This is a genomic window from Granulosicoccus sp. 3-233 (genome assembly GCF_052681095.1).
The window spans coordinates 110,172-123,465 of record NZ_JBQYLE010000009.1; the positions used below are offsets into that span (position 1 = coordinate 110,172).

At 56.8% G+C, this 13,294-nt stretch carries 15 protein-coding genes; 5 read left to right on the forward strand and 10 right to left on the reverse strand.

The genetic code is table 11. The annotated features are described in order from the left end of the window. The first annotated feature begins 432 nt into the window (after positions 1 to 432). Positions 433 to 924, forward strand: a complete 492-nt coding sequence (locus tag ACUNV4_RS21500) for a hypothetical protein (protein ID WP_430880679.1) — start codon at positions 433 to 435, stop codon at positions 922 to 924. Positions 925 to 1,001: 77 nt separating this feature from the next. On the opposite strand, the gene ACUNV4_RS21505 is transcribed toward ACUNV4_RS21500, so the two are convergent. Both ACUNV4_RS21505 and ACUNV4_RS21510 read right to left on the reverse strand, forming a co-directional pair. Then, positions 1,002 to 1,649, reverse strand: a complete 648-nt coding sequence (locus ACUNV4_RS21505; RefSeq protein WP_430880680.1) for a hypothetical protein — start codon at positions 1,647 to 1,649, stop codon at positions 1,002 to 1,004. Between the two features lie 122 nt (positions 1,650 to 1,771). Beyond that, positions 1,772 to 2,203 carry a GFA family protein gene (locus ACUNV4_RS21510; RefSeq protein WP_430880681.1) on the reverse strand — a complete coding sequence of 144 codons (432 nt, stop codon included), beginning with the start codon at positions 2,201 to 2,203 and terminating at the stop codon, positions 1,772 to 1,774. A 66-nt stretch (positions 2,204 to 2,269) separates the two neighbouring features. Here ACUNV4_RS21510 and ACUNV4_RS21515 point away from each other — a divergent pair, with 66 nt between their 5' ends. Further along, positions 2,270 to 2,455, forward strand: coding sequence for a hypothetical protein (locus ACUNV4_RS21515; RefSeq protein ID WP_430880682.1), 186 nt, complete (start codon positions 2,270 to 2,272; stop codon positions 2,453 to 2,455). Positions 2,456 to 2,482: 27 nt separating this feature from the next. Here ACUNV4_RS21515 and ACUNV4_RS21520 read toward each other — a convergent pair whose 3' ends face one another. Together ACUNV4_RS21520 and ACUNV4_RS21525 are read right to left on the reverse strand one after the other, a co-directional pair. Next, positions 2,483 to 2,659, reverse strand: coding sequence for a hypothetical protein (locus tag ACUNV4_RS21520; protein WP_430880683.1), 177 nt, complete (start codon positions 2,657 to 2,659; stop codon positions 2,483 to 2,485). Positions 2,660 to 3,304: 645 nt separating this feature from the next. Next, positions 3,305 to 4,699 (reverse strand): META domain-containing protein, encoded by a 1,395-nt coding sequence (locus ACUNV4_RS21525; RefSeq protein ID WP_430880684.1) that lies wholly within the window; start codon positions 4,697 to 4,699, stop codon positions 3,305 to 3,307. Positions 4,700 to 4,732: 33 nt separating this feature from the next. Here ACUNV4_RS21525 and ACUNV4_RS21530 point away from each other — a divergent pair, with 33 nt between their 5' ends. Then, entirely contained in the window at positions 4,733 to 4,897 is a 165-nt protein-coding gene (locus ACUNV4_RS21530) for a hypothetical protein (protein ID WP_430880685.1), read from the forward strand. Positions 4,898 to 4,998: 101 nt separating this feature from the next. After that, complete coding sequence (locus tag ACUNV4_RS21535) at positions 4,999 to 5,493, forward strand: hypothetical protein (protein ID WP_430880686.1); 495 nt, start codon at positions 4,999 to 5,001, stop codon at positions 5,491 to 5,493. Between the two features lie 208 nt (positions 5,494 to 5,701). Here the strand turns inward: ACUNV4_RS21535 and ACUNV4_RS21540 are convergent, their stop codons facing one another. The 6 genes from ACUNV4_RS21540 to ACUNV4_RS21565 all read right to left on the reverse strand — a co-directional run bounded on the left by ACUNV4_RS21540 (position 5,702) and on the right by ACUNV4_RS21565 (position 12,433). Further along, complete coding sequence (locus ACUNV4_RS21540) at positions 5,702 to 6,514, reverse strand: ABC transporter permease subunit (RefSeq protein WP_430880687.1); 813 nt, start codon at positions 6,512 to 6,514, stop codon at positions 5,702 to 5,704. Beyond that, the gene (locus ACUNV4_RS21545) at positions 6,511 to 7,452 is read right to left on the reverse strand and encodes an ABC transporter permease subunit (RefSeq protein WP_430880688.1); all 942 of its coding nucleotides are present in this window, start codon (positions 7,450 to 7,452) and stop codon (positions 6,511 to 6,513) included. Before ACUNV4_RS21545 ends, ACUNV4_RS21540 begins: the two co-directional genes overlap by 4 nt. Further along, the gene (locus tag ACUNV4_RS21550; RefSeq protein ID WP_430880689.1) at positions 7,449 to 8,588 is read right to left on the reverse strand and encodes an ABC transporter ATP-binding protein; all 1,140 of its coding nucleotides are present in this window, start codon (positions 8,586 to 8,588) and stop codon (positions 7,449 to 7,451) included. The genes ACUNV4_RS21545 and ACUNV4_RS21550 overlap by 4 nt, the downstream gene beginning before the upstream one ends. Before the next feature lie 74 nt (positions 8,589 to 8,662). Continuing rightward, entirely contained in the window at positions 8,663 to 9,745 is a 1,083-nt protein-coding gene (locus tag ACUNV4_RS21555) for a polyamine ABC transporter substrate-binding protein (protein WP_430880690.1), read from the reverse strand. Between the two features lie 28 nt (positions 9,746 to 9,773). Next, the gene (locus ACUNV4_RS21560) at positions 9,774 to 11,084 is read right to left on the reverse strand and encodes an NAD(P)/FAD-dependent oxidoreductase (RefSeq protein WP_430880691.1); all 1,311 of its coding nucleotides are present in this window, start codon (positions 11,082 to 11,084) and stop codon (positions 9,774 to 9,776) included. Continuing rightward, on the reverse strand, positions 11,084 to 12,433 hold the full coding sequence (locus tag ACUNV4_RS21565) for a glutamine synthetase family protein (RefSeq protein WP_430880692.1): 1,350 nt from the start codon (positions 12,431 to 12,433) through the stop codon (positions 11,084 to 11,086). Before ACUNV4_RS21565 ends, ACUNV4_RS21560 begins: the two co-directional genes overlap by 1 nt. A 133-nt stretch (positions 12,434 to 12,566) precedes the next feature. Between ACUNV4_RS21565 and ACUNV4_RS21570 the strand changes: the two genes are divergently transcribed. After that, positions 12,567 to 13,265 carry a GntR family transcriptional regulator gene (locus ACUNV4_RS21570; RefSeq protein WP_430880693.1) on the forward strand — a complete coding sequence of 233 codons (699 nt, stop codon included), beginning with the start codon at positions 12,567 to 12,569 and terminating at the stop codon, positions 13,263 to 13,265. The last annotated feature ends 29 nt before the right edge of the window (positions 13,266 to 13,294 follow it).

A 13,294-nucleotide genomic window follows, 5' to 3' on the forward strand; every position in this document is an offset into this window, starting at 1 on the left:
ACCTGCCTAGCTTATGTCTCATTGAGGCTAGCCGCCACTGTGCATCCCCACAGGCGAATCAGATCAGTTGCCGGACTTTCTGCCTTGTCGATCTGCACGCACGGCATGATCATGAGAGCCGATTCGCAAAGACGGACGCACCCGAATCAGAAAGCCGATGAATCTCTCGTTTTGCACACGTAGAGCGATAGTGCCAGGCATTCGAAAAAAACCTTGCATGGCAAGCACTTACAAGCCATTCCGACATGCAGTCATATTTTTGACACTCCAGAAACAACCATATGCCATTGTTCTGTTTGAATTATTTTGTAGTCCCACCCCCGTTTGCCTCCCACCTGCCTGCCCGGTACAGTGCGCGGCATGCTGTTGACACAGATCAAGCAACACCTTTTCAAAGCTGACGCAGATCAGCACGAATCACGGGTCAAGACAATGAAAACGCAGATTTTCAAGATCATCGCCATCGCACTGCTGGCTTACGCCTCCATCACCGGCAGTGCCTCTGCCAGGGCAGACAGCAACTTTCTGGTGCTGAGCACCCTGGCTTTGCATTTCGAGAACTTCGACGAGCGCAATACCTTCACCCCGGGCGTCGGATGGGAATATTCACCCAGCAGCAAGCTGGGCTGGCACGGTGGCACCCTGTCTGACAGCTTCGGTTATCAGTCCTATTACGGCGGCATCAACTACGCCACCCGTCCACTGCTCGCCAATCGGCTGCGCTTCCTGGTCGGTGCCTCCGTGGTACACAAGCAATTCACCAAGAACGGTGACCCAGAAACCAAAGTGCTGCCTTTCCCTGCCATGGAAGTCAAGATGAGCAAGTACGCGGTTCTGAATATCAGCGGCTCACCGGCGGTGGACTTTGCAAACCAGAAAAACAACGCCGTCCTGTTCTTCCAGTACAAGCTTCAGCTGCGCTAGGCATCACTGCCTGGCCCGTCATTTTCCATCAACGCACTGACCCCTTTCGGCTGGTCCAACTGACCAGCCGTTTTCTGTCAGCCTTCCAGCTGCACCCGACAGAGCAGTGTGTTGTCCAGTACCAGATCTTCACTCCAGATCAATGTCGCCCGATTATCCCAGCGTACGCGATCGTACCCGCCCTTGGGACTGACGGCGCGCTCGGAATGTGCCACGGCCATGGGCCAATGACTATCATCGAAGTCTGACGACGTCCAGTCGCCCGGTATGTCCTGAACCACGGAGGCGCAAGCTCCTGCCCCCTCCACCGGGTTTAATTCGTCAGCACAGGCTGGATCAACCGGCGCGTGATGCACGACCAGACATCTCACCCCCTCATCACTCACCGCAAGAAGTTCGCCTGTCGCACTGTCCCTGATCTGAAAGATCATGCCGCCATCACCCATCTGCTGACGGCCCGATCCGATATATTCAAGACCGGTGTCATTCTCCTTGAAGTCCTTGGCCTGAATGGCAATCTGCGCTGGCAACTCGATCGTGAATGAGGCCGTTTCTGCATTGAAGGATCTTTCGGTGCTTATCGGCACGCTGTCTTCCAGGACCGGTTCACCATTGACGTACAGTTCGAACCAGTTGTCCACCCAGACATCGGCAGTGACCTGACGATCTTCGGCCATGGCGATGCCGGCAGCGAATGTCAACAGAAGGGGTGGAATCAGTTTCATGTGTCTATCTCGGGCAGTTGGCGAATCAAGTCAAGTCCACGGCAAACTACAGGCAAGGGTCACCCCCTTGCGTATGAACACGTATCAAAAAGGTATCAGGATGTTTCAGCGCTGCCATCGACTCACGGCCTGAAATGCTCCTCGAAGCACTCGACATCATCCGGAATCGACGTCCACTGCCGTGCCGATCGGACGTAGACATGACGTTTCCGCACACTGGCAAGTTCGAGCCAATCCTGATCATCCAGAGACCCGGCCGATATGGATTGAATGCCGGGAACCGCTTCCAGCGTCAGGCCGACCCCGGACCCGCAATTGTTGCAGAAATGTTGATCGAGCCAACGTCCGGATACATCCGATACATGCCGATAAACCGATGGCGCACCCGAGCGAAACCGTACCTGATCTTCCAGGAATACAAGCTCGACACCGAATGAGGATCCCGTGCGCCTCTGACACCAGGTACAATGACAGATGGTGACTCTCTGCGGAAGGCCGCGAAGACAGTACCGCAGCTTCCCGCAAACACAGCCACCTTCGCGCAGTTCTGTCATCACTTCATCACTCGATACGTTTCTGCCGCAGTATGCCAGCGGAATGCTGCACTGACTGCTTGCCCGATGATCACCCCCGCACACGCACTCAAGCGATACGCGGTGAAAGGCCGCGGTGTGCTGGTCGGCAGCAAGCTATCCCGACAAACGCGAGATCTACGAGTTGATGAAAACGTACGCCAGCCCGTTGCGAGAAAACGGTATCAACGGATCGAGCTGGCCATGCGCATCACCGCTGACATGATCGCCTGAAGTCGAACCGCTGATACCGGCTGGCGATCAGCTCTCGTAGCTACCGCGCATCTCGTTGATGGCCTTGCGGACGGCTCGCCAGGTTTCAGCCTCTTCGCTGTTGCCCTCCTCGTCGTACCTTTTCGCCTTCTGCGCCGCTTCCACTTCGGCCTTGTTACCGTGCGCTTCATACAGAACGCGCGCATATTCTGCAATCTTCTTCATCTCCATACTCTGATACCCCCGTCAACTGCTGAGTGCGCGAGTCAGACTCGCGTAGGCATTTTCGATGAATCTACAGATTAGCACGCTCTGCAGCCAACTGGAACCATTTGGCCTCCTGTGCCAACCTGTGCACGCTGTTTGCCATGGCAACTTGCGGCCCCGCTGGCATTGACCGTCAATACGTGAAGCCTGGTCATCACACGCGCTGCCATGCATGCATTCGACCAGCATTGTCTTACAGAGCGATAGAGTGGCTCTGTTCGATCTGCGGGATATACACACACCATCAACGTCGTTCAAACCCATTTCAGTTCGGGGTCAATGTCGCCTGTCTGGAGGGTGTCAGCCCCTTCGATTTCGAGAAAGTCATCGTGAACGATGGAGTCAATCATCCGGCAGATAGCAGCTCCGGACCTCTGGTCTCAGGTGTCTTGCGATACTCGAAAACCTGAAAACCTGTATCGAATGCTTGCTGCAAACGCAGTCATCGTCGGGTCTGGACACACTGCAACCTGTCAAGATATCAGCCCGACTCTGCAAGCTGATACTTCCTGCCGGCCAATGATGGCATCGAGCAAACGCGGATCGAACGTCAGATCATGTCAGCCACGTGTTGCCATACAATCCACCTGTTTCATGCCACCCCTACAAACCGCTGCAGGAGGAAGACTGATGGTCGATCACGGCTACCGCTTCCGGTAATGGCAGAGAGTCCGATATCAGCACGAAACGAAACGGATTCACCAGCGCGTCGTCATAGCCGCAACCGTCAAGCAAGGGAACATCGTTGTCGGATATTCGTGTATCCACTTCAATCAGCACGTGCTCGTCGTTCGCGGTGGCACTCCGTACCGCTATCGATTCGCCCAGATGAGGCCGTAGTCCAAGCTGCAGGTACATGACCAGGCCCTGCGTGAAGTCTATCGCGGGCGGTGGCCCCAGATCATTGCCTTGTGCAATGGCCTCGTTCCAGAATGCATTGAATTCATCGGTGTCACGTAACGTCTGAACCAGCCGCACGTCCTGGGGGCCGTTTGCTGCGTCAGGAATGGGGTAACCGCCAGTTGCCAGCAGCGATGTGTTCAGCAGCCGCTCCCCTTCCATGGCTTCACGCCCCTCCAATACAAGGGTGGCATCGTTTGCACTGAGATACAGTCGTGAACCCTGTAGAATGGCGAAGGCTGGCCCACTCATCACCATGGTGACCGCCTCCCTCAATGGCAAGTACGCAACCTCGGACAGGTCACTTGTTTGCGATGCACAACCGCTTTCCGTGAAACTGACGTTACTGAAGCTGATGAGCGACTCCTGCGTTTCGTAGGAACCGCTCAGACTCTGACACCGCAACTTTCCGACAAGGTCGCCGTCATCATCAAACCGAATGAACAGCGGGTCGGTAGCGGGAGCTGGCGTCACCGGGCTTGCCCCGAATCGGTAAGCCAGAACAGTCCATCTGAATGTGTCCAGTGACAACGCAGCGCTTGTCTGAGCAAGTAAGTCGGCTTCCAGCTGAAAACTCAGGACTCCACTCTCGGGTCCATACAGGGTCAGCAGCGTATCGGAAAAATCAGAGAGCATTGAACCCGCTTCGAAGAAGGAAGGTATGGCGACATCGAAAGCAGCAGACTCGAATACATCGTTACCGGCATCGCAGCCAGCGTCCTCCGGTCGTGGGTTGTCTTCGACCCTATCGATGACGAGCCTGTTCCGACCGGCATTGGCGTCCTGCTCGTACCGATACTCGAAGCTCAGCCCGATGCAACGCGACGACAACACACCGGAGCCAGTTGTCGCGAAAGTTGCACCGTCATTGCCGCCCTTGGTCAGGAAGAGCCTGGGCGTGCGATCGGTAGGAAGGCTGCGTACCGGATCCAGATTCGAACCTGCGAACGAAGCCAGTCGAAACTCGACCAGATCGGCGGCAGGCTCATGGCCCGATGAATCCACGAATACCGGATCGCCTGATTCTGATGAGCAAGCAGCCAACAGGACGCCTGTGAACAGCAAAGCAGTCGAACGAATACGGTATTCGCGAATCAATCAGAACTCCTGAATATGGGATTTATTACCCAATTGTCAACTGACTACGTCAGTCTGTCAATCCAGGATTGCAGAATCGCTCCCGGCCTCAAGGTTGCGAAAGACATCCGTTTTGCCCTGAAACTGATCGAGAAAGCCAGGCCAATCGACCGCAAGACGCTGGAGAACCCGGAGATTCCCCTGAAGACCTTAATTTGACGAGAGGAAGACACGGTTCCGCATTAAATAGTGCTGGACAGCGGTCGACACGGAGTATATACCTGTGTTTTGGTATATTTATCCCAAATGGAGACCGTACAATGAACCTCGCCCCCTATCTCGCCATTGCCACCGCGCTGCTGCTCGGCGCTTGCAGCTCTTCCGATGACAGCCCCGATACACTAACGCCCGATGGTACCTCGGAACTTGCACCGGATGGCGACGATCAGCCCGTGTTGTCCAGCACTCCGGGGGGCGATACCAGCGCCATTGCCGGCTACTGGGACGGCAGCCAGAATGACAATGAGGAACGTTATTTCATCATTGCCGACAACGGGCTCTGGACAGAATACTTCCTGAGCCTTGAAGGCAACACACCAGGCAATTGCTACTGGATGGCAGACACGCAGACACTCACCCCTGAGGATCCTGCCGCGAACGAATACAGCCTCGCCGATGGGCGAGCTCTGGCCATGAGCACCGATGACGCGCGCACAGCCTTGACAGTGGAATATGTGATCGAAGAGCGTGCAACGGAAGTCTGGCCAGCGATCGTTGGCCGGGTACCGGAAGACTTGCCTCTCTGCACCGAGTAACAGATACGCCCGGCTATTGGCTCGTGTTGCCCGACCACGCCTCTCGCCGGGCGCTTTTGCCCGGACTCCCTTGACCGGACTCCCTTGACCGGACTCCCTTGACCGGACTCCCTTGACCGGACTCCCTTGACCGGGCGTCCCTGGCCCGGGTGACCCATCAAGAGCCCCGAGAATCACTCCGGCGTCACCCATTCGCAAGATCCCCGATTCAACGCTGCGTTGTCTGTCGCCTGCTTCTGGTCATCTGCAACGCTGCCACAATGATACCCAGTGACACCAGTCCGATGATGATGGTTGCCAATGCGTTGATATCCGGGCTGACTCCCAGTCTGACCTTGGAGAAGATGACCATCGGCAAAGTCGAGGCCCCCGGGCCCGACACGAAACTGGCGATTACCAGATCGTCGAGACTCAGCGTGAAGGCAAGCAACCATGCCGAGATCAGCGCCGGTGCGATCACCGGCAAGGTGATATCGAAAAACACCCTGACCGGTCTTGCCCCCAGATCCAGAGCAGCTTCTTCGATGGACAGGTCCATGTCCACCAGGCGAGACTGAATGACCACGGCTGCATACGCCGCACCAAAGGTGGAATGCGCAATGATGATTGTCATCGTACCGCGACCGCCTGGCCAGCCTGTCAGACCATCCATCGCCACGAACAGCAGCAACAGGGACAAGCCGAGAATCACTTCCGGCATGACCAGCGGCGCGGTGATCATCATGCTGAGCAGTGACTTCGAGCGAAAACGCGGGAATCGAATCAGCACGAAGGAGGCGAGCGTTCCGATCACGATGGCAATACTGGCTGACAGGAAGGCGATCTTCACGCTGATCCAGGCCGCGTTGAGAATCTGCGGGTCGCGAAACAGCTCGCCATACCATCTGGTAGAAAAGCCTCCCCACACCGTTACCAGCTTGCTCTCATTGAAACTGAAGACAACCAGAGACAGAATCGGTGCATACAGGAAGGTGAATCCGAACAGCCCCATGAACCACAGGAATCTCGATTTGCGCCTCATGGCTGTTCCCTCTTGTCGGCGGCCTGAACCCAACGCAACAGCATGATCGGCACCAGCAGCACGAAGAGCATCACGATGGCCACGGCCGATGCGATGGGCCAGTCACGGTTGGAAAAGAACTCGTCCCACAACACCCGACCGATCATCAGGGTATCCGGCCCGCCCAGCAAGGCCGGAATCACGAACTCCCCGACAGCCGGTATGAAGACCAGCATGCAACCGGCAATGATCCCGTTGATCGATAGCGGCAGCGTGATGGTCAGAAAGGTGGTCAGCGGCCGCGCCCCCAGATCCGCGGCAGCCTCCAGACAGGCAATGTCCAGTTTCGCCAGGCTTGCATACAGGGGCAGAATCATGAATGGCAGATAGGTATAGACGATGCCCAGGTAGACCGCAAAATCGGTCTGCAGCATGACTAGCGGTTGATCGATGACACCCAATGACAGCAGGACATTGTTGACGATGCCGTTGGCCTTGAGAAAGCCTATCCAGGCATAGACTCGCAACAGGAAGGACGTCCAGAAAGGCAACACCACCAGCATCAACAGGATGTTACGGGTGCCAGGGTTGGAACGGGCGATCAGATAGGCCATCGGATAGCCGATCAGCAGCGTGAATATCGTGGATATTCCGGCTATCCTGACCGACTCGACATAGGCGGCCAGATACAGCGGGTCATCGAGCAGGAACAGGTAGTTGCCCAGATTCAGGCGTATCTGCAGGAAACCATCGGCCCATTCCCAGATCGGCAGATACGGTGGCCGGGCAATGGCCGCCTCCGACAGAGAGATCTTGGCCACGACCAGCAATGGCACCAGAAAGAACAACAGCAGCCACAGGGTGGGAGTGGCAATCACCAGACCGCGACCACTGACGCCCAGTCTGCGCAGCACCCCGCCGATCAGCCCCCTGGCTACCCGCCGCCGCCGAGCAGTCATGAAGCGATGACGATGGCAGCATCGTCACTCCAGCCAAGGTGGATCTGATCATCCCAGGTCAGCGTGTGGTCAACCTCCCGTGTTCGGTTCGACTGGCTGATGCGAACCCGTTTGCCACTGCCCAGCAACACCTGAAACACCGATACATTGCCCATATAGGCGATCTCTTCAATGGTCCCGGTAGTTGTATTACGCAGATTCTCCAGCCGCGACTTGCTGATCTGCAACTTCTCGGGGCGAACCGCGACAGCAACCTTCTGCCCTTCGACACCGGTGATACCATGCGGTACGAAGATGTCCGTGCCCGTCTCGGGTGAACGGATGATCACATGATCCTCATGGTCTTCGGTGATCCAGCCTTCAAACAGGTTGACCGAACCGATGAAATCCGCCACGAACCTCGATTGTGGGTATTCATAGATTTCGTGCGGTGTACCGACCTGCACGATCTGCCCGGCATTCATGACTCCAATGCGACTGGACAGGGTCATGGCCTCTTCCTGGTCATGCGTGACCACCATGAAGGTCACACCCAGACTCTCCTGAATGGTGATCAGTTCGAACTGGGTCTGCTCACGCAGCTTCTTGTCCAGGGCTCCCAGCGGTTCATCCAGCAACAGCAGCTTCGGCTTCTTGATCAGCGATCGAGCCAATGCCACGCGCTGCTTCTGCCCCCCGGACAATTGATGCGGTTTGCGAGTGGCAAAGCCATCCATCTGCACCAGTGACAACATGTCCGTGACGCGCGTGGCGATTTCCGCCTTCGGCACACCATCTCGCTTGAGGCCATAGGCGATGTTCCTTTCAACGCTCATATGCGGAAACAAGGCATAGGACTGGAACATCATGTTGGTCTGCCGGGCATAGGGTGGAACCCCTGCCTGATCCTGACCGTCGATGATGATCTGACCGGAACTGGCCTCCTCGAAACCGGAAAGCAATCGCAGCAAAGTTGACTTGCCACATCCAGAGCCACCCAGCAGACAGAAGATCTCGCCCTTGTAGACATCCAGCGACACATTGTCCACCGCAGCAAAGGCACCAAAGCGTTTGGTGACATTTCTGATCTGCAGAAACGGCACCGCATCGGGATCCGCCCAGGGTCTGTCGTCGGTTTCGGATCTATTGCCGGACATGCGCCATCTCCTGCAGTGGTTGGCAAGATGCCGAAGCCCGTTGCCCGGGCTTCAGCCAGGGTATCAGGAAGAGCCTATTGTCCTGTCTTGACAGTCGTCCAGGCTCGAGTCAGGGAGCGATCATAACGGGCTGTGTGCGGTTTCAGGGAAAACAGCTTCGCACGCACTTCCGCCGGTGGGTAGATACCCGGGTCGTTGACGACCTCGTCATCCACGAACTCATCGGCGGCCGTGTTCGCATTGGCATAGAACACATGATTGGTAATGGCTGCAGAGATCTCCGGCTGCAGGATGAAATCGATGAACGTCAGGGCATTTTCCGGATTCGGGGCATCATCCGGGATTGCCAGCATGTCAAAGCCCACCGCAGCCCCTTCGGCCGGAATGGCGTAGGCCACATTCACACCTTGTCCGGCCTCTTTCGCCCGGTCGCGGGCTTGCAGTACATCACCCGAATAGCCGACAGTCACACAGATGTCGCCATTTGCCAGATCGTTGATGTATTGCGATGAATGGAAATAGCGGACATGCGGGCGTACCGACAACAGCAACTCGGTGGCCTTTTCCAGATCGCCACTGTCTTCGGAGTTCGGATCCAGACCCAGGTAGTTGAGCGCCGGTGCAATGATCTCGGTTGGACTGTCCAGCATGACAACCCCGCAATCGGCAAGCTTCGCCACGGTTTCCGGATCGAACAACATGTCCCAACTACCGATCTTGTCCGCATCGATGCGAGATGACACCGCCTCCACGTTGTAGCCCAGGCCTGTACTGAACATCATGTAAGGCACCCCATGCGTGTTGTCCGGGTCATTGACCGCAACCACATCCAGTATGCCCTGATCAAGATTGCCATAATTGGACAGGGCTGATTTGTCGATGCTGGCAAACACCCCGGCCTGCGTCTGACGTGCCAGGAACTCGATGGAAGGCACGACGACATCGTAACCACTGGCACCGGTCAGCATCTTGGCTTCCAGCACTTCATTGCTGTCGTAGACATCGTAGTTCACCTGAATGCCGGTCGCCGCGGTGAATCTCTCGATCGTATCCTCGGCAATGTAATCCGACCAGTTGTAGACGTTCAGTTCGCCGTCAGCCCATAGCGTACCGCTGCTCAGGAGCAGTGCCGTGCAAGTACTCGCAAGTAACTTCATAGTCGTTCTCCGAATAGAGATGAGAGGTTCATATACCCAGCCTGTCGCGCAGTCCGTACCACCACGATCCGACCATCGAGTACGGCACGCGAAACATCCGGCCACCCGGAAACGGATACCAGGGTACTTTTTCGAACACGTCGAAACGTGTCAGTTCGCCATCGATCGCTTCGGACAGAATGCGACCAAAGGTATGGGAGCCGGTGACGCCATGTCCGGAATAGCCATGAGCAAAATAGGTATTGTCACCAATGCGTCCCATCTGAGGCACGCGGCTGAAGGACAGCGCGAAGTTGCCACTCCAGGCATGATCCACCTTGACGCCCTTGAGCTGCGGGAACACCTTCTCCATGTTGGGGCGCAACTTGCCTTCGATATCGCGAGGGTCCGCTCCTCCATAGACGGTACCCCCCCCGAACAACAGACGCTTGTCCGCGGAGAGACGGTAATAGTCCAGAATGTAGCGGATATCCTCGACGCAGGCATCCTGCGGAATCAGCGAGTTGCCGCGTTCCTCCCCCAATGGTTCCGTTGCCATGACCTGCGTGGATACCGGCATGACGCGGGAGGTCAGCGTCGGCACCACATGACCCAGATAGGCATTGCCGCACAATACCAGTGCCTTGCAGGTGATCGATCCTCGGGCGGTTCGAGCAACGGGGCTTGCAGCATCGGTATCCACCGATATCACCGGCGACATCTCGTAGATCACACCACCGAGCTTCTCGAAGGCAGCAGCTTCACCCAGACACAGGTTCAGCGGATGCATATGCCCGCCAGAGTGATCGATCAGCCCTCCTTCATAGATATCGGAGTCGATGTGTTCACGCAGTTGCTTTCTGTCCAGCATCTCCTGGTTGCGGATGCCGTAGCTGGCCCAGAGCTGCATGCGCTCTTCCAGTTCCTTCATGTGCGCACGCGTCAGCCCAGTGAAGATGTTCCCGTCCTTCAGGTCGCACTGGATATCATAGCTCCTGACGCGCTCGCGAATGATCTCGCCACCTTCCTGCACCAGCCCGGCAACGAATGTCGAGGTGTCTCGCCCATAACGTTTCTCGATGGTCTGCAGGCTTGCATTCAGACCATTGACGATCTGCCCGCCATTGCGACCTGATGCGCCCCAACCCACCCGGGCACCCTCGATGATGGCCACCTTGTAGCCTTTTTCAACCAGATGCAGACCGGTTGAGAGACCGCTGAAGCCCGCGCCGACAATGCAGACATCGATCTGATGGTCCCCCGACAGTTCGGCACGGGCCGGCGCAGGATTGGCCGAGGCTGCATAGTAACTGTCGGTATGCTGGCCATCACCGGCATAGGGATGCGAATTCGACTTCACTACACGACCTCGAGATAGGAGTGATATTCAAAGTCCGACACCTGTCGGGCAAACCGTTTCAGTTCCTGAGTCTTGCATTCGACCAGCATCTTCTGCAAGCGCCTGGAGAAGATCTCTCGCACATGCGTACCATCTTCGAAGGCCTCGATGGCACTGGCCCAATCCAGTGGAAGATGGGGAAGATCCAGACTGTAGGCATCACCCACGATCGCCTCTGGCGGCATCAGCTGCTGCTCGATTCCCAGCAGCGCACCACCCAGTATGCTGGTCATGACCAGATAGGGATTGGCATCGGCTCCGGCGACTCGATGCTCGATCCGGCGTGCCTGATGGTTGCCACCAGGGATGCGGACCGCCGCCGTTCGATTCTCGTAACCCCAGGCCACATTGGTAGGTGCATGGGCACCTGGCAGCAGACGCCGGTAGGAATTCTCGTGTGGCGCAAACGTCAGGGCGTTCTGCTGCATGGTTTCCAGCAATCCGGCCACGGCCTGCAACATCATCGGTGTACCGGCATCATCACCACTGTCGAAGACATTCACGCCCTTGTCGTCCAGCAAGGAAAAATGCACGTGAAAGCCGCTGCCGGCACGATCGCCATAGGGTTTTGCCATGAAGGTACCGGAGAAACCGTGCTTGCGTGCGATGCCGCGCACGAGCCGCTTGAACAGAGCCGCATCATCTGCCGCCTTCAAGGGGTCAGCCACATGCTTCATGTTGATCTCGAACTGCCCTGCACCGTTTTCCGAGATGGCCGCATCGGCTGGAATACCCTGGGCAGCACAGGCATCGTAGACATCATTCATGAATTCGTCGAAATGCTGCAGTTCATCCAGTGACAGAGCGCCGTCGGAATCCAGACGCTTGCCCGTGACCGGTGAGCAGGGAGCCTGCGGTCGATCATCGCTCGGATCGCATAGATAGAATTCCAGTTCGGTCGCCACCACCGGTGTCAGACCCAGCGCCTTGTAGCGGTCGACGATTCGCGCCAGTGCGCGCCGCGGATCGCCCTCGAAAGGCGTGCCATCCTCGCGGCGCATCCACAGCATGGCCAGAGCGGTCGGGCGACTGGTCCAGCTGATGGGCAAGAAGGGACGACCGGTAAAATCACACAGTCCGTCGGAATCACCGGTTTCAAAGACCAGCTCGCTATTCTCGATATCCTCGCCCCAGACATCCACATTGGCAATGGACAGTGGCATGCGGACCTCGCCATTGACCACCTTGGCAGCCTGGTCAACGGGGATACGCTTGCCTCGCATGGTGCCGTTCAGATCGCATACGCAGGCGAATATCGACTCGATTTCCGGGTGTTCCTGCACCCATGTCGAGATATCGCTGTCTGTCATTGAAACCCCTATCGTGATACCTTACAGATATTGTGATACCTTTTTCGCGAGTGTAAATGCTTTCAGATCTGTGTCAACAGCGATTTGAATACTCGATCGAGAAAAAGTGAAGCGCAGAATCGGATCCCGTTCAATGTCCAGAAAGACAGAACTGTTCATACCTGATACGTCAACGGACACCGACCGCACAACGCAACAGTACGTGTACGAGCGTCTGCGCTACGCCATCATGGTGGGCGCCATCCAACCTGGCACGGCACTGACCATGCGAGGTCTTGCCGAGGCGATGGACCTCAGCCCGACCCCGGTCCGGGAGGCTGTGCGCCGCCTGAGTTCGGAAAACGCCATTCTGATCAGGAAGAATCGCCGCATTGCCATTCCCCGCATGACCTCAGGCCGGTTCGAGGAACTGGTGGCCATGCGCATCCATCTGGAAGTTCACGCAGCAGAGCGGGCATTGCCCTATGTGGCTGATGTGAAAATCGCAGAAATGAAGGGTTTCGATGACAGGATGGATCAGGCGATTGCCGAGCGAGATCTGAATGCCTTGACCACCTTGAATCACAGCTTCCATCGCACCCTGTACACCATCAACCCCGATCAGGTAGCCATGCCGCTGATCGAGAGTCTCTGGCTGCAGCTTGGCCCGTTTCAGCGCCAGGTCATCGAACTGCTCGATGAATTCTACGAAATCGATCGACACAAGGAGATACTTTCGGCCTTGACCGCCCGGGATGCCGTCGCGCTGGCTCGTGCCACCCGACGCGACATACAGGAAACCGTGGCCAGAGCAGGTCGCAAGCTGCTGGCGGCAGAAAGCACAGCAAGCTGATTGTCGAGAGGACTCGACTCTCCAGCTTG

Bases quoted from the DNA above. Each gene is read 5' to 3' on its own strand.
- ACUNV4_RS21500 (WP_430880679.1), top strand. From the start codon at position 433: ATGAAAACGCAGATTTTCAAGATCATCGCCATCGCACTGCTGGCTTAC.
- ACUNV4_RS21505 (WP_430880680.1), bottom strand. From the start codon at position 1,649: ATGAAACTGATTCCACCCCTTCTGTTGACATTCGCTGCCGGCATCGCC.
- ACUNV4_RS21510 (WP_430880681.1), bottom strand. From the start codon at position 2,203: ATGACAGAACTGCGCGAAGGTGGCTGTGTTTGCGGGAAGCTGCGGTAC.
- ACUNV4_RS21515 (WP_430880682.1), top strand. From the start codon at position 2,270: ATGATCACCCCCGCACACGCACTCAAGCGATACGCGGTGAAAGGCCGC.
- ACUNV4_RS21520 (WP_430880683.1), bottom strand. From the start codon at position 2,659: ATGAAGAAGATTGCAGAATATGCGCGCGTTCTGTATGAAGCGCACGGT.
- ACUNV4_RS21535 (WP_430880686.1), top strand. From the start codon at position 4,999: ATGAACCTCGCCCCCTATCTCGCCATTGCCACCGCGCTGCTGCTCGGC.
- ACUNV4_RS21540 (WP_430880687.1), bottom strand. From the start codon at position 6,514: ATGAGGCGCAAATCGAGATTCCTGTGGTTCATGGGGCTGTTCGGATTC.
- ACUNV4_RS21545 (WP_430880688.1), bottom strand. From the start codon at position 7,452: ATGACTGCTCGGCGGCGGCGGGTAGCCAGGGGGCTGATCGGCGGGGTG.
- ACUNV4_RS21550 (WP_430880689.1), bottom strand. From the start codon at position 8,588: ATGTCCGGCAATAGATCCGAAACCGACGACAGACCCTGGGCGGATCCC.
- ACUNV4_RS21555 (WP_430880690.1), bottom strand. From the start codon at position 9,745: ATGAAGTTACTTGCGAGTACTTGCACGGCACTGCTCCTGAGCAGCGGT.
- ACUNV4_RS21565 (WP_430880692.1), bottom strand. From the start codon at position 12,433: ATGACAGACAGCGATATCTCGACATGGGTGCAGGAACACCCGGAAATC.
- ACUNV4_RS21570 (WP_430880693.1), top strand. From the start codon at position 12,567: ATGTCCAGAAAGACAGAACTGTTCATACCTGATACGTCAACGGACACC.